Source organism: Rubrobacter tropicus (genome assembly GCF_011492945.1).
Classification (GTDB): Bacteria; Actinomycetota; Rubrobacteria; order Rubrobacterales; family Rubrobacteraceae; genus Rubrobacter_D; species Rubrobacter_D tropicus.
The window spans coordinates 1,356,551-1,371,584 of record NZ_CP045119.1 but is presented as its reverse complement, the minus strand read 5'-3'; the positions used below and the strand labels follow the sequence as shown (position 1 = coordinate 1,371,584).

Annotated in this window: 13 protein-coding genes and 1 riboswitch; of the genes, 10 read left to right on the top strand and 3 right to left on the bottom strand. The window is 68.3% G+C overall.

Translation table 11 applies throughout. The features are described 5' to 3' along the window. Nucleotide 1: 1 nt before the first annotated feature. Nucleotides 2-469, top strand: a complete 468-nt coding sequence (locus GBA63_RS06655; protein ID WP_207957108.1) for a GNAT family N-acetyltransferase — start codon at nt 2-4, stop codon at nt 467-469. A 4-nt stretch (nt 470-473) separates the two neighbouring features. Here the strand turns inward: GBA63_RS06655 and GBA63_RS06650 are convergent, their stop codons facing one another. Beyond that, nucleotides 474-905: a hypothetical protein gene (locus GBA63_RS06650; RefSeq protein WP_166174604.1), complete on the bottom strand. Its 432-nt coding sequence runs from the start codon at nt 903-905 to the stop codon at nt 474-476. Between the two features lie 38 nt (nt 906-943). Further along, a complete protein-coding gene (locus tag GBA63_RS06645) occupies nt 944-1,117 on the bottom strand; it encodes a hypothetical protein (protein WP_166174602.1) in 174 nt (57 codons plus the stop codon). Between the two features lie 30 nt (nt 1,118-1,147). Here GBA63_RS06645 and GBA63_RS06640 point away from each other — a divergent pair, with 30 nt between their 5' ends. Next, nucleotides 1,148-3,529 carry an ABC transporter permease gene (locus GBA63_RS06640; RefSeq protein WP_323127039.1) on the top strand — a complete coding sequence of 794 codons (2,382 nt, stop codon included), beginning with the start codon at nt 1,148-1,150 and terminating at the stop codon, nt 3,527-3,529. 18 nt (nt 3,530-3,547) lie between these two features. Continuing rightward, nucleotides 3,548-4,003: a hypothetical protein gene (locus GBA63_RS06635; protein WP_166174598.1), complete on the top strand. Its 456-nt coding sequence runs from the start codon at nt 3,548-3,550 to the stop codon at nt 4,001-4,003. Between the two features lie 149 nt (nt 4,004-4,152). Here the strand turns inward: GBA63_RS06635 and GBA63_RS06630 are convergent, their stop codons facing one another. Beyond that, nucleotides 4,153-4,470 (bottom strand): CD225/dispanin family protein, encoded by a 318-nt coding sequence (locus GBA63_RS06630; protein WP_166174596.1) that lies wholly within the window; start codon nt 4,468-4,470, stop codon nt 4,153-4,155. 293 nt (nt 4,471-4,763) lie between these two features. Here GBA63_RS06630 and GBA63_RS06625 point away from each other — a divergent pair, with 293 nt between their 5' ends. The 7 genes from GBA63_RS06625 to GBA63_RS06595 all read left to right on the top strand — a co-directional run bounded on the left by GBA63_RS06625 (nt 4,764) and on the right by GBA63_RS06595 (nt 15,025). Then, on the top strand, nt 4,764-5,255 hold the full coding sequence (locus GBA63_RS06625) for a calcium-binding protein (RefSeq protein ID WP_207957107.1): 492 nt from the start codon (nt 4,764-4,766) through the stop codon (nt 5,253-5,255). Between the two features lie 54 nt (nt 5,256-5,309). Beyond that, nucleotides 5,310-8,156: a histidine kinase gene (locus GBA63_RS06620; RefSeq protein ID WP_166174592.1), complete on the top strand. Its 2,847-nt coding sequence runs from the start codon at nt 5,310-5,312 to the stop codon at nt 8,154-8,156. A gap of 9 nt (nt 8,157-8,165) precedes the next feature. After that, on the top strand, nt 8,166-8,825 hold the full coding sequence (locus tag GBA63_RS06615) for a response regulator (protein ID WP_166174590.1): 660 nt from the start codon (nt 8,166-8,168) through the stop codon (nt 8,823-8,825). Nucleotides 8,826-8,894: 69 nt separating this feature from the next. Continuing rightward, nucleotides 8,895-10,343 carry a sulfatase family protein gene (locus tag GBA63_RS06610; RefSeq protein WP_166174588.1) on the top strand — a complete coding sequence of 483 codons (1,449 nt, stop codon included), beginning with the start codon at nt 8,895-8,897 and terminating at the stop codon, nt 10,341-10,343. A gap of 157 nt (nt 10,344-10,500) precedes the next feature. Then, nucleotides 10,501-11,976, top strand: coding sequence for a phytoene desaturase family protein (locus tag GBA63_RS06605; protein ID WP_166174586.1), 1,476 nt, complete (start codon nt 10,501-10,503; stop codon nt 11,974-11,976). Further along, nucleotides 11,973-12,902, top strand: coding sequence for a phytoene/squalene synthase family protein (locus tag GBA63_RS06600; RefSeq protein WP_166174584.1), 930 nt, complete (start codon nt 11,973-11,975; stop codon nt 12,900-12,902). The genes GBA63_RS06605 and GBA63_RS06600 overlap by 4 nt, the downstream gene beginning before the upstream one ends. 83 nt (nt 12,903-12,985) lie before the next feature. Continuing rightward, nucleotides 12,986-13,096, top strand: a riboswitch (SAM riboswitch). A 66-nt stretch (nt 13,097-13,162) separates the two neighbouring features. After that, nucleotides 13,163-15,025, top strand: a complete 1,863-nt coding sequence (locus tag GBA63_RS06595; protein WP_166174582.1) for a bifunctional homocysteine S-methyltransferase/methylenetetrahydrofolate reductase — start codon at nt 13,163-13,165, stop codon at nt 15,023-15,025. Nucleotides 15,026-15,034 lie beyond the last annotated feature (9 nt).

The following is a 15,034-nucleotide window of genomic DNA, read 5'->3' as shown; positions in this document are numbered from 1 at the left end:
GATGCCTTCCGGCTACTCCTTCCGGCAGATGGACGCCGCCGACGCCCGCGAGATCTCCGGCTGGCGCTACGAGCCCCCCTACGACTTCTACAACGGCGACGCGGACCCGGATGACCTCGCGGAGCTTCTGGACGAAGAGCGCCGAAAAGACGTCTACTTCTCGGCCCTGGACGAGGAGGGAGACCTCGTCGGGTTCTTCCAGTTCGAGAAGACGAGCGAGACCATGGACGTCGGCCTAGGGCTCAGGCCGGACCTGACGGGACGCGGGATCGGGGAGGAGTTCTGCAGCGCCGGGCTGGGGTTCGCGCGCGAACGTCTCGCGCCCCGGCGTTTCACGCTCTCCGTGACGACCTTCAACGAACGCGCGATACGGGTCTACGAGCGGGCCGGTTTCGGGCGGGGCGAGACTTATATGCACGAGACGAACGTCGGCGGGTACGAGTTCCTGTTCATGGAGCGGGAAGCATGACGGATCAGGGCTGGATGGTCGTGCCGACCACGACGAGGAACAGGACGAGGGCCAGAAGGCCGAGGAAGATCACGCCGTTCGCGACGGTCCCGAGGACGGCGAACAGCCTCTTGCGGCGCTTCTGTATGAGGCCGGCTGTGCCGAGCGCGGCGCCGAGAAGGTACAGGAACGGGCTAGCCACCAGGCCGAAGCCCGCGACCCCGAGCACGCCCGTCGTGCCGGGAGATTCTTCGAGGTTCTGTTGCAGGTCCTGGGGCGTGACGCTCTGCGGGTCCTCGTTCCCGAGCAATTGCCCCGCGGCGCCGAAGATCACGACGAGCAGCACGATGAAGAGCACCGTGGTCAGGACGGCTATCACGAAGGAGGCGACCCCGAGCCGCGAGTGTTTATTCTCCCTCTCAGAACCTACCCTGACGGGCCCGCCGCGCTCTTCCATCCGTCCTCCCCACTCAAACGTTTTCGCCCAGATCTCGTTCAGGTTAGCACGCCCCGGGGCGGCGTCCCTGTGAAGTTGAGGCGCTTCTCGGGCCTGAGCCTGCGCAACCTGCGGGCCAGGGCGCAGCGCACGCTGCTCACCGCCGTCGGCATCGTGCTCGGGGTCGGCATCGTCTTCGGCGTGTTGACGCTCTCGAACACGATGTCGGGCACCTTTCAGCAACTCTTCTCCCGCGCCTACGGATCAGCCGACCTCACGGTGACCGCGGCCGGGGCTCGGGCGGCTTCGACCAGAAGACCGTTGAGAAGGTACGTGGTTTCGAGGGGGTGGAGTCGGCCGCGCCCCGGTACGCGAGCTCGGCGTCCCTGATCCTGGACCGCGAGACCGAAGCCGGACTGCCGGAGGTCAGGAGCATGCGCCTCTTCGGCGTGGAACCCAGGTCCGCGGAACTCGCGACGGGCTTCGAGTTGACGGACGGGAGGTTCCCGAAGAGCGGGCGGGAGCTCACCCTCGACGGCGCCGCGGCGGAGGGGGCCGGGCTGAAGATCGGGGACGAGGTAACGCTGGGCACGCCCGCAGGTCCGCGGGAGGCGAAGGTCGTAGGGCTGCTCAGGATACCGGGCGGGTCGTTCGGGGGGCTCGCCTTCGGCATGGTCCCTCTGCCCTTCGTCCAGGACGCGTTCGACAAGCCGGACCAGATCTCCGGCATCGCGGTCGAGGCCGGGGAGGGCGTGCCGGTCGGGGAGTTGCGGGAGCGGCTGGACAGGGGCCTGGGCGAAGGGTTGCAGGCGGAGCGGTCGGAGACGCGGACGCAGGCGGTAACGGGGCAGTTGCAGGGGTTCAGGCTCGCGCTGCTCTTCTTCGCCGGGACGGCGCTCTTCGTCGGGGCGTTTCTAGTGTTCAACGCGCTCTCGATGACCGTGCTCGAGCGGACCAGGGAGCTGGGCATGCTGCGGGCGCTCGGTTCGACGCGGGCCATGATCGCGCGTTCCGTCATCCTGGAGGCAGCACTTCTCGGCATCTTCGGTTCCATCCTTGGCGTGCTCTTCGGGTACGGGATGGCGAAGGGGCTCGTCTACCTCTTCGGGAGGGCTTTTCTGTTCGAGATCACCACGCTCATCCTCTCCCCTTTCGCCCTCGTCTCCGCCGTCTGCGTCGGCGTCGCCGTCACGGTGGTCGCGGCCCTGCTCCCCGCCCTGCGCGCCGGCCGCGTCAGCCCCGTCGAGGCGATGCGCTCCCGCGCCGGCGGCGGGGGGAGACGAAGGGCTTCCCGTCTGGCGCCGGTAATCGGGCTGGCGCTGGCGGGCGTGGGGGTGCCCTGGATCTACTACCTCGCCAGGAACCTCTCGGCCGACCTCGACGGCCTCGTCTACGCCTCGGGCATCGCCGGCGTCATCGCGGCCTTTCTCGGCGTCTCGCTCCTGATACCCGTCCTCGTCCGGCCGTTGGCGGCCCTTTTCTCCCCGATCTTGCGGCTTCTCTTCGGGGTAGAGGGAAGGATGGCGGCGGCGAACGCCACGAGGAACCGGGGAAGGACGGCGCTCACGGCGTCGGCGCTCATGGTCGGCATCTCGCTCGTCGTCGCCTTCGCGGCCCTCGGCGGGAGCCTGCTCGGCTCGATAAGAGACTACCTCGACGACTCTCTGGGCAGCGACTACGTGGTCCAGCCCACCCAACAGACCTCCGACGCGGGCTTCAACGCGAGCCTGCCGGAAAAGGTCCAGGCGATAGAAGGCGTCGAGAGCACGACGAGCATCGTCTCGAGCTTCCGCCGCAGCGGCGAGAAGGTGGACATAGTCTTCGGCGTGGACGGGAACTACCCCGGTATCTTCCGCACGGACTTCGCCCCGGGCACCCCGAAAGACGCCTTCGGTACGCTCGACGAGGGCGGCGCCCTGATCGGTAAGCAGCTCGCGGAGAGCAGGAAGCTTGGCGTGGGAGACGAGATAGAGCTGGCAGGACCGAGAGGGAAAAAGAAGTACCCAATCGAGGGTGTTCTGGAGAACGACCTGATCGGGGGCGGGTCGGGCGTCTACCTTTCAAAGCGGGCGCTCGCCAGGGACTTCAACGAGACCGAGAGCGAGTTTCTGGCCGTAAAGGCGGAGCCGGGTTCGGACCGCGAAGCCCTGTCCGATGGGATCGGGCGGGTGTTGCGGGATTACCCGCAGTTCACGCTGTACTCGAACGCCGAGTGGAAGGCGCGCATCGAGGGAGACTTCAACCGCCAGTACGTCTTCTTCTACGCCATCATGGGCGTCTCGGTGGCGGTCTCGGCGTTCGGGGTCGTCAACACGTTGTCCATGAGCGTGTTCGAGAGGACGCGGGAGATCGGGATACTCAGGGCCATCGGGACCACGCGGTTGCAGGTCGGGCGCCTCATCATCGACGAGGGGGTCGTCATCAGCCTGATCGGCTGCCTCGTCGGCGTCGTTCTGGGCTCCCTTCTCGGCTACCTGTTCGTCCAGGGCTCGGGCGCCGGCGGGTTCGAGATCGAGTTCTACTACCCGCGCCTTCCGGCGCTCGCCGCCCTTTTCTCCGGCCTCTTCATAGGCGTCTTCGCCGGCCTGCTCCCTGCCCGCTCCGCTGCCCGCAAGGCCATAGTCGAGGCCGTGGGCTACGAGTAGGTGGCGTAGAACATCCCGGTGGACACTATTCGCTTCGAGGTCGATAGAACCGACACCCCTGCCTGGGGGCCCATCGACACGGTGGACATCTTCGTCAACGGCCGGAGCCTTCTGGACCTGGTAAGGGAGGTCGAGCTTCCGTTCGCCACGCGAGACGGCCGCCCAGATCGCGCCGGGAGCTACGTCGGGCTGCCCGCCGAAGCCATCTTTATGCCTTCGCGGCGTCTGCTCGGCGTTCCGGATGATCGTTACGACGATTGGGAAGGCAGGATCTCCGTCCTCGGCTGCGGCGTCGTCGGATGCTGGCCGCTACACGCGAGGATCACGGTCCAGGACGATGCCGTCGTTTGGGACGACTTCGAGCAGCCGCACCGGAGGAGATGGCGCCACGACCGGCTCGGGCCCTTCGTCTTCGAGCGCGAGGAATACGAGGCCGCGCTCAGGGGAGCGCCGGACCTCCGGGACGAATCCTAGCGCCGACACCCGATCCCACACGGAACTTTCACACCTGAACCGATAACAGAGACTGGGGTTCGTCTGCCCTGCGCGGCGGCTACCCTTCCACGCTACACGCGCCCGGAGGGCCCGCGAAGGCCACAGAATACGAGCAACCCGCCCCTGGACTACGGGTTGCCGACCGCGTCGAGCAGGGTGACGAGACCGAAGAACAAAGCAGCCGCCAGCACGAGCCAGAGTGCCGCGTTGGCCCACGCCCGCGCCAGCCGGGAATGCTCCCGCGCCCCGAAGTAGTCGCCCGCGACGAGCGAGCGGTTCGTCCACACGGAGAAGTAGAGGGAGACGATGCCGGCAACCGGGCAGATCAGGGCCGCCACGACCGCCCGCGCCAGGTAATCGGGGACGGGCTCCAAAACGGTCCCGCAATTCGAGCAGCGGCGCCGGCGGGGATCTCCGTTCCACGTGTTGCAGTTCGGACAGCGCACCTGGTCCTTCCCGGTTGGCCGGCACCTACCTTCCAAATCCCAGCTTACATGGCAGTACCGCAGAGAGGCGAGAGTTCTCCGCAAATATGGGACCTGGCTCCCATGCGAGACGACGGCCCTTCGACCTAACATGCGCCCCAGGGGTTCGCGGATGCAGGCTGCGGCCCCTTCGTAGGCCGGAGCGTAAGCACGGGAGGAGAGGGACCTGAAGACCGGCGGCACTACACCAGGACGAGCACCCTCGCCCCCCGTGCTCGACTGGAGGGGCTGAGTCGATGCGAAGACCGGGCCTGTTGACAGCGGCGACGATTTCGATGCTGGTGCTTGTCTGCGGGGTGGCGCTCGCCGCCAACAAGCAGTGCAAGGCGCACGATAGCCGCGCCTGCTACGGCACGCAGCAGGCGGACACGCTTCTGGGGACCGACAAGTTCGAGTCGGTCTACGGCCGCGGCGGCCCCGACACCATAAAGAGCCTCGCGGGCGGCGATACCGTGTACGGCGAGAACGGCGACGACGACTTGTTCGTGGGCGACGGCGAGGACCGCCTGCATCCCGGCCAGGGCGACGACACTATTCGCGGCAACGAGAGGGGCAACGGCGTCGGGAGCAACCGCGGGGACGACACCATCTACGGCATGGACGAGGACGACTGGATCATCGTCGCGGACAACGCCGGCGGCGACACCGTGGATTGCGGCGCCGGCAACGATACGGTCTACTACGATCCTGGCGATACGGTGCGCGATTGCGAGGTCCGGCGAGATCTTCAAGGCAACCCCCAGTAAAGCCCCGGCGATCGACGGCCACCCGGTCATGACCGGACGGACGGCCGGGGAAGTATGACGCGGCGGACCATCCTGGTCGTGCTTGCCGGGGTCGTCCTGATCGGGGCCGCGGTCTTCCTGATCGGCGGCACGAAACCGAACACGGTCAAGGGCGGCAACGGGGACGACAACCTCTCCGGCGGCCCCGGCACCGACCGCCTGCTCGGCCTCGCGGGCGACGACGAGCTTTACGGGGGCGAGGGCCCCGACGGCCTCTTCGGCAACAGGGGCGCGGACGACCTCAGGCTGGGCGCCTCGGGCGGCTCCGCCCAGGGCGGCCCGGACGAGGACGAGTTGGCCGGGGGCCGTGGCCGGGACCGCCTGGACGGCGCGACGGAAGTAGACAGGCTGGAGGGGGGTCCGGGCGCGGACCGGCTGGAGGGCGGCCGGGGCAACGACGAGCTTGCCGGCGGCGAAGGCGGGGACTCCATCTTCGGAGAGGGGGACGCGACGACCTCTCCGGCGGGGCGGGGACGATTTCCTCTACGCGGCGGACGGCGTCCCCGACGAGACCGTCGACTGCGGCCCCGGGGACAACGACATAGCCTCGGTCGACCCGGAAGACGATACGTCCGGGTGCGAGATCCCGTGACCGTCGCGCGCGAAAAAGCTACCGTGTCCGTGGCCCGAGATTGGCCCCTGACGGCGGCGTGGTTCTTGTGGTCTTTGTGCGCGGTCATGATCTTTTCCAGCCTGGCGCTGGACGCCCTCACGCCAAACCTCCTGGCGCCCCCCGAGCGGCCGGGGCTCGGGCTGGCGGTCTTCACGGCGCTGCTCTCGCTCGCCTGCCCGACCATCGGGGTCCTCGTGGTCTCGCGGCTTCCCAGGAACCTCGTGGGCTGGATCTTCTGCGGCGTGGGCCTGATCTACGGCGCCCGGCGCCTGGCCGCGGCGTACACGGACCACGCCCTCCTCGTCCGGCCGTCTCTGCCTGGCGGGGATCTCTCCGCCTGGGCATCGACGATCCTGGGCCTGCCGCTCCTGGTGGCTTTCGGGGTGTTTCTTACGCTCCTCTTCCCTGAAGGACGGCCACCGTCGCGGTCCTGGAAGTGGGCGGCGTGGGGAGCGGTGTGCGGGACAGCCCTTATCTGCCTGTCAGAGGCGCTCCGGTTCGGCCCCCTTCCGGCCTACTACTTCGTCTCCAACCCGCTTGGGCTGGCCGACGCCCCGGGCGGCCTTCCGGTGAGGCGCCTTCTGGACGCCTCCTACCTCGCGGGCGGCGCGCTGCTCTCCCTTGCCTCCGCGGCCTCTATAGTCTTGCTACTCGTTCGCCTGCGCCGGGCCGGGGGTGACGGGCGCCAACAGCTCGGGTGGTTCGCCTGCGCCGCCATCCCGGCGCTGGCCGGTGGGATGCTGCTTCTGCTCGACCGCGCCGTGGAGAAACTTTCGCTGCTCTTCTTCGGACAGGCGGTGAGGCCCCTTCTGCAGGTCGCCGGCAGCTTCGGGGTCTTCGTCAGGCAAGACCGCACGCTCGGCCCTCTGGCCGAGCTCAGGCTGGAGACGACCCTGGAACTTCTGATCGTGGTCGCGCTCTTCTTCGTGCCCGTCTTTACGGGCGTGGCCGTCCTGCGCCACCGGCTCTACGACGTCGACGCCGTCATCAACCGCGCCCTGGTCTACGGGTCGTTGACCGCCGTGGTGGCCGCGCTCTACGTCCTGCTGGTGGCGGTTTTCGGCGCGCTCTTTCGGGTCGGGGCCGGTGGCAACCTGGTTGTCTCCCTCGTCGCGACCGGCCTGGTCGCCGTCCTCTTCCAACCGCTGCGCGCCCGGCTACAGGACGGCGTGGACCGCCTGATGTACGGCCAGCGCCGCGACCCGTACGCGGCGCTCTCGCGCCTCGGAGAACGTCTGGAGGCCGCTTTCGTCCCCGAAGCGGTCCTGCCGACCATCGTGGAGACCGTTGCCCGGGCGATGGGGATTCCACACGCCGAGATCTCGCTAAAAAAAGACGGCGGTTTCGAGACCGCATCGGTCTACGGCTCACCGGCTGGCGTCCCGACGATCTTGACCCTCAGGCACGGGAAAGACCAGATCGGGCGCCTCATCCTCTCCCCCCCTTCCCCGGACGAGCCGTTCTCGGAGGCGGATCACCGCCTGCTCCGGGACCTGGCCCGGCAGGCGGAGGTGGCCGTCTACGCCGTCCGGCTCACGGCCGACCTGAGGCGCTCCCGCGAACGCCTGGTCACCACGCGGGAGGAGGAGCGCCGCCGCCTCAGGCGCGACCTGCACGACGGCCTCGGCCCCTCCCTCGCCGGCCTCTCCTTCGGGCTGGAGGCGGCGCGGCGCCTGGTGGACGAGAGGCCGGAGGACGCCACGAAGCTGCTCGCCCAGCTCGAAGAACAGACGCAGGAGACCGTGGTGAACATCAGGCGCCTGGTCTACGGCCTCAGGCCCCCCGCCCTCGACGACCTCGGCCTCGTACCCGCCATCCGTCAGCAGGCCGAGGCCTTCGGCTCGCTTACCGAAGAGGCGGCCCTGGGGGAGAACGTCGTGGCGTTCTCCGTGGCGACTCCAGAAGAACTGCCGCCCCTGCCGGCGGCCGTCGAGGTCGCCTGCTACCGGATCGCCCAGGAGGCCCTCACGAACGTCGTCCGACACGCGGGGGCGCGTTCCTGCCGGGTGCGGCTCTCCCCGCGAAGAGACGTTCTGGAGCTGGAGGTAACCGACGACGGCGTGGGGCTCGGGGAGAACCGCGGCGCCGGCGTGGGGCTGGCCTCGATGCGGGAGAGGGCGGAGGAGTTGGGCGGAACCTGCGCGATCGAGGATGCCCCCCACGGGGGAACCCGCGTCCTCGCCCGGCTGCCGTTGGAAGTTTCCGGCGCCGGGTATCAGGCGCCAGGTAGAGACGGGGGAGCGCCGTGAGGGAGGCCGATGCCTGAAACACCCAAGATACGCGTGCTGGTGGCGGACGACCACCCGGGCTTCCGCCGCGGCCTGACGGCCTTGCTTGCGTCGGAGCCGGGCGTCGAGGTCGTGGGCGAGGCGGTGGACGGGCGGGAGGTCGTGGAAAAGGCGCTGACGCTCTCGCCAGACGTCGTCTTGATGGACCTCCAGATGCCCGGCATTAACGGCATCGAGGCGACGCGCCTGATCCTCCGGAAGGAGCCGCGCGTCGGTGTTCTGGTCCTGACCATGTTCGAGGACGACGAATCGGTGGTCTCGGCGATGAAGGCGGGGGCGAGGGGCTACGTGCTCAAGAGCGCGCGGCCCACGGAGGTTCTGAACACTCTAGGCTCCGTCGCCCGCGGCGAGGCGCGGTTCGGGCCGGAGATCGCGCGCAGGCTCACCGGCTTTCTCGCCGACCCCGGCCCGGACCCCGCATCCGCCTTCCCCGAGCTCACCGGCCGCGAGCGCGAGATCCTGGACCTCATCGCCGCCGGCAGGGACAACGCCTCCATCGCGGCCCGCCTCTTCGTGAGCCCCAACACCGTGCGCAACCACATCTCCCGAATCTTCGCCAAGCTCGGGTTCTCGAACCGCGCCCAGGCCATCGTCCGCGCCCGCGAGGCGGGCCTCGGCAGGGACGGCTAGAAGAGCCGGCCGAAAATGGGACCCTGGTCCCATACGGCGACCGCCGGGGTCTCGTAGAATGCCCCCATTATGAACAGAGCCCACAAGAGCGCCGCGACTTTCGTACTGTCCTTGCTTGCCGGCCTCGCGCTCGTGTTCGCGCTCTGGGCCGACGCGGGCCTCGGCAATCCGGCCGGCCGGGCGCAGGTGAAGCCCAACATCGTCTTCGTCCTCACCGACGACCAGATGCCGGGCACGGAGAACCGGATGCCGGCGCTCCAGAACAACCTGGTCCGCGGGGGCGTGAAGTTCTCCAACACGGTGAGCACCTACCCTTTGTGCTGCCCGGGGCGGGCGGTCATCCAGCGCGGGCAGTACCCGCACAACACCAAGATCTACGGCAACTCCGAGCCCCAGGGCGGCTGGGAGAAGTTCCAGAGGCTGCGCCTGCACCAGAACACGGTCGCCACCTGGCTCGACGGCGCAGGCTACCAGACGGGCCTCTTCGGCAAGTACATGAACAACTACCGCGACAGGCTCATCCCGCCCGGCTGGGACCGCTGGTACGCCTGGAACGGCGTGGATCAGGGCTGGACTTCGGTCAACGACCAGGGAAACGTCAAGAACCTCGACCGCCAGCAGGCCGACGTGCTCGTGGCGGACAAAGCCACCGCGTTTCTCAAGAGCCGGCTGGACGGCGCGGCCCCCGTCTTCGCGTTCGTCAACTTCGGGGCGATGCACGAGCCGTACCCTTCCTCGGACATAGACGCCGACAAGTTCAAGGGGCTGAACGTCCCGCGCACCCCGGCGTTCAACGAGGACGACGTCTCGGACAAGAACCCCTCGATACGGAACCTGAACAGGCTCTCGCGGGGTGAGATCTCCGACCTCGACTCCCAGTACCGCCAGAGCCTGCGTTCCCTACAAAGGGTCGACCGCTTTATCGGGAACGCCTCCGACATCCTTCGCAGGCACGGGGAGATGGACGACACCTACTTCGTCTTCTACACGGACAACGGGGCCCACTTCGGCCAGCACCGGCTCACCCACGGCAAGCTTCAGCCCTACGAAGAGGACATAAACTTCCCCCTGATCCTGCGCGGCCCGGGCATTCGCAGCAACGTGGTCGAGCCCGGCCTGGTCGGCAACCACGACATAGCCCCCACGATCGCGGACATGGCGAACGCCCAGGCCCCCGCCTTCGTCGACGGACGCTCGGTGATGCCGCTGGCGACGGGCGCGGCGACCGCGTGGCCAAGGACCGCGGTCCTGAGCATCCGCGAACCCGACCTGAACCCGCCGCCACAGTGGGGAGTTCTCAGGATGCAGAACCAGAAGTACATCCGCTTCCAGAACGGCGCCAGGGAATACTACGATCTTGCCACCGACCCCCACGAGGTCGACAGCGATCCGGGGGCCGTCTCGGCAGAGACGCGCGACCACTGGGAGCGACGGATTGACGAGATCCGCGCCTGCTCCGGGCAGGAGTGCCAGGCCGCCGAGAACGCCCCGACCTTCCCGCCCCCGGCCGCGCCGTGACGGGGCCCGTTTCGGGCGGTTGGGGCCCCCGCCTGTAAGCCCCTTTACCCGGCTCCCGGTCGAACGCTGCTAGCATCGGCGGCGTATACTTCACGAGATACCCCTAGAGAAGGACGGTGGCGCCCTGGCGTCTGCGGCGAAGAGGCGGGTTGCGGTTGTGGGGGCCGGCATGGGCGGCCTGGCGGCGGCGATCCGGCTGGCCACCATGGGCTTCGAGGTCGAGGTCTTCGAGAAGAACGGCCAGGTCGGCGGCCGGATGGGCCGCCTGGAGGCCGAAGGCTTCTCTTTCGACACCGGGCCCTCCCTGCTGCTCATGACCGACACCTACCGCGAGCTCTTCGCCTTCGCGGGCCGGGACCTCGACGATTACGTGAAGCTCATCCCGCTCGATGGGGACTACCGCGTGACCTTCGGGGACGGGGACACGCTGACCACGCGGCGGGCGCTGCCCGAGATGATCCGGGAACTGGAGCGGATAGAACCGGGCGTCACCCCGCGCTTTTACCGCTTCCTGGAAGACGCCTGCCACAAGTACCGCCTCGGCCGCAGCGAGTTCGTCGAACGCGATTTCGACAAGGCCAAAGACTTCTTCGGCCTCAGAAACTTGCGGCTTTTGCTAAAGACAAAGGCCGTAAACAACTACTACCGGCAGGTCTCGAAGTTTTTCAAGACCGAGAAACTCCGCCAGGCGTTCAGCCTCCAGACTATGTACCTCGGCCTCTCCCCCTTCTCGGCGCCCGCCGTCTACGCGCTGCTCCCCTACACCGAGTTGGCCGAGGACGGCCTCTGGTTCCCCCGGGGCGGCATGTACGCCCTCGTCGAGGCCATGGAGAGGCTGGCGGTCGAGCTCGGCGTGAAGTTCCGTTTGAACAGCCCCGTCGAGAACGTCGTCGTGACGAAGGGCAAGGCCCGCGGCGTGCGGGTGGGGGGCGAAGCCGGCGGCGAGGAGATAGGGGCGGACGCCGTCCTCGCCAACGCGGACCTCCCCTACGCCTACCGCGAGCTGCTCGGCGGCCAAGCCGACTCGGACTTCAGGCTCCGCCGGCGCGAGAAGCTTCGGTACACGGCCTCGGCGTTCATGCTCTACCTCGGCGTAGACGGCAAGCTCGACGAGATGCTCCACCACAACTTCTACCTCTCCCCGGATTACGGGGAGAACTTCGAGGCCATCTTCCGCGACGGCAGGCTCCCCGACGACCCATCTTTCTACGCGGTCGTCCCGTCAAAGACAGAGCCGGGCATGGCACCGGAAGGGAAAGACGCCCTGTTCGTGCTCGTGCCGGTGCCCCACCTGGGGCCGGGCGTGGACTGGGAGCGGGAAGGTCCCGCGTTCAAGGAGAAGGTCTACGGGATGCTGGAGCGGCGTTGCGGGCTCGACCGGAGCAGGGTCGTCTACGAAGAGGTAAAGACGCCTCTCGACTGGCGGGACGACTACAACCTCGAAGAAGGCGCGGCGTTCGGGATCGGGCACGGCATCCTCCAGGTCGGGTACTTCCGCCCGCCGATGGTCTCCCGCAGCGTGGAGGGCATGTACTTTGTCGGGGCGAGCACGCGGCCGGGCACGGGCGTGCCCCTGGTCACCATCGGCGCGCGGCTCGCGGCCGAGCGGATCGGGCGCGAGGTCGGGGTTTGAGGCTCGACCCCGCGAGCGGCGTGAAGCTCGACGGCGGGCTCTCGCTCGCCGAGAGCTACGAGTTGTGCCGGCGGGTCCAGAAGGCGCACAGCAGGACCTACTACTTCTCGACCCGGTTCTTCCCGCGGCGCGTCCGGCCCAGGGTGCACGCGCTCTACGCCTTCATGCGCTACGCCGACGAGATCGTGGACAACCCCGGCGCCACGAACCTGGAGGAGCAACTGGGGGGCCTCGAAGCCTTCGAACGGGAGACGATGGCCGCCGTGGCCGGCGAGCCCGTCTCGAACCCCGTGCTCCGGGCCTACGCGGACACCGTGAGAAGGAGCGGCATAGAGCCGGCCCACATTACGGCCTTCATGGAGAGCATGAAGATGGACACCCGCGTCTTCCGCTACGAGACGTTCGAGGACCTGGAGGTCTACACCTACGGGAGCGCGGCCGTCGTCGGACTGATGATGTGCCGGGTGCTCGGCGCCGCCGACAGGATGGCCGATCCCCACGCCGAAGCTCTGGGCGTCGCCATGCAGCTCTCCAACTTTTTGCGCGACGTCGCCGAGGACTGGCGCCGCGGAAGGGTCTACCTGCCGCTCGAAGATTTGAAGCGCTTCGGGTACGGGGAAGAGGACCTTGCGGCCGGTGTCGTCGACGGGCGGTTCGTGGCGTTGATGCGCTTCCAGATAGGGCGGGCGCGGCGGCTTTACGCGTACGCCGACGAGGGGATGAAGTACATACCCCGCGGCCGGCGGTGGCCCGTGATGGTCGCGCGGGAGCTGTACGCGGGGATACTCGACCGCATAGAGGCGCGCGGCTACGACGTGTACACCGGCCGGGCCGAGACCTCGCGGCCGAAGAAACTCCTGGTGGCCGCGCGGGTGGCGGCGCGGGACCCGCGCGAGATGCTGACCCGTTCGATCTCCCGCCGCTGACGGGCCTTCCGCCCTTCCGAATTGAAATGGCGCCCCTGCCGTGCTGTAATTCGTGGGTCTGGGGTTGGCACTGCCGGCCCGGACGCTCATCGAGAGCGGTGGAGGGATGGGCCCTTTGAAGCCGCGGCGACCGGCGGGGTAAAAGCCCCGTGGCAGGTGCCAACTCCCGCGGAGGATACTCCGAGAGATGAGTCGGAACCGCATCGACTGGCCTCTCTCCCCCGCGCCGACGCACAACCGAAGAGGAGAGAGGTTTTCTTTTGAGTTTCGATCTCAGGGAGATGACAGGCTCCGGCGTCCTGATCGGGGACGGCGCGATGGGCACCCTCCTCGCCGAACGCGGCGTCGGCTTCGGCCACCCCTACGCCCGCGCCAACGTCACCCACCCCGAGATGGTGGCCGGCATCCACGAGGAGTACATCCGGGCCGGCGCCGGCGTGATCGAGACCAACACCTTCTCCGCCAACCGCTTCAAACTCGAGGTCCACGAGCTGGAAGACCGCGTGCGCGAGGTAAACGAGGCGGGCGCCCGCCTGGCCCGCAAGGCCGCGGATATTGCAGGGACCAACGGGAGCAAGGCGCTGGTTCTCGGCGCCATCGGCCCCCTCGGCCGCCCCCTCTGCCCCGTCGGCCCGGTCACGGAGGCCGAGGCCCGCGCAGTCTTTTTGGAACAGGCCGAGGCGCTGCTGGAAGGCGGCGCCGACGCCCTCGTCCTGGAGACCTTCACCGACCTCGTCGAGCTCCGCCTCGCCCACGAGGCCGTCAGGGGCCTCGGGGTCCCGATAGTCGCGTACAAGACCTTCGTCGAGGACGGCGAGACCTTGTCCGAGGGCCTGCCGGGACGGGCGGCGCGCGAGATCTCCGCCCTCGGCGTGGACCTCTCGGGCTCGAACTGCACGGTCGGCCCGCAACGGATGGTCGGCATCATAGAAGGCATGTCTGCGGAGGTCGGCCCCGTCGCCGCTTTCCCGAACCCCGGCCTCCCCCAGCTCGTGGACGGCAAGGTCCGCTTCCGCCGCGACGTGGACCATTTCGCCCTCTACGGCCGCAAGCTGGCGGAGGCCGGCGCCCGCCTCGTCGGCGGCTGCTGCGGCACGACGCCGGAGCACGTAAAGGCCCTGGCGGACGCCCTCCGCGACTTCCGCCCCGGGACCACCCCGAACCGCGGCGTGTCCGTGAGAACGGTGGAAGAAGAGAAGCCGCAAGAGGTCCTCGACGGGCCCTCCACGGACCTCGCGGAGAAGCTTCGGACCGGCTTCGCGGTGGCCGTCGAGGTGGACCTGCCGCGGGGCAACGACATCACCAGGGTGGTCGAGGCGTCGCGGCGGCTCAAGGAGCGCGGCGTGGACGCCATAGACATCTCAGACGGGGCGCGGGCGCGCCTCAGGATGCACCCCGTCGCGGCGGCCAGGATCGTGCAGGAAGAGGTCGGCATCGAGGTCGTCGCGCACATCTCCTGTAGAGACCGGAACATCATAGGGTTGCAGGCGGACTTCCTAGGGGCCGCGGCCCTCGGGGTAAAGAACATCCTCGCGGTAACGGGCGACCCTACCCAGATCGGGGACTACCCCGAGGCCACGGGCGTCTTCGACACGGACTCCGCGGGCCTGGTTCACATCCTCTCCAGGATGAACCGGGGCGAAGATTTGGCGGGCAACTCCATCGGCGGGCCCGCCGGCTTCCTCATAGGCTCCGCCTTCAACCCGACGGCCGAGGACCTCGACGGCGAGATCGAGAAGCTCAGGCGCAAGATCGGGGCCGGGGCCCACGCCTTCTGGACCCAGCCGGTCTTCGAGATAGGAGCCCTCGAAGTAGCCCTCGAACGCCTCGGCGACCTCGACCCCTGTCTCCTCCTCGGCCTGATGCCCCTGCGAAGCGCCCGCCAGGCCGAGTTCCTCCACCACGAAGTCCCAGGGGTGGACATCCCGAAACCCGTCCGCGAAAAGCTAGCCACCCTCTCCCCCGAAGACGCCCCGAAATACGGGGTAGAAGTGGCCCAGAACATACTCGCCAAAGCCCAACCGCTAGTAAACGGCGCGTACATAATGCCGCCGGCGAGCGCCCCGGACTTGGCGGGGGAAGTGATCGAAGCTATCAGCACTCAGCGGTCAGCTGTCGGCTAGTCGTTTTTG

Bases quoted from the DNA above. Each gene is read 5' to 3' on its own strand.
- GBA63_RS06655 (WP_207957108.1), top strand. From the start codon at position 2: ATGCCTTCCGGCTACTCCTTCCGGCAGATGGACGCCGCCGACGCCCGC.
- GBA63_RS06650 (WP_166174604.1), bottom strand. From the start codon at position 905: ATGGAAGAGCGCGGCGGGCCCGTCAGGGTAGGTTCTGAGAGGGAGAAT.
- GBA63_RS06620 (WP_166174592.1), top strand. From the start codon at position 5,310: ATGACGCGGCGGACCATCCTGGTCGTGCTTGCCGGGGTCGTCCTGATC.
- GBA63_RS06615 (WP_166174590.1), top strand. From the start codon at position 8,166: ATGCCTGAAACACCCAAGATACGCGTGCTGGTGGCGGACGACCACCCG.
- GBA63_RS06610 (WP_166174588.1), top strand. From the start codon at position 8,895: ATGAACAGAGCCCACAAGAGCGCCGCGACTTTCGTACTGTCCTTGCTT.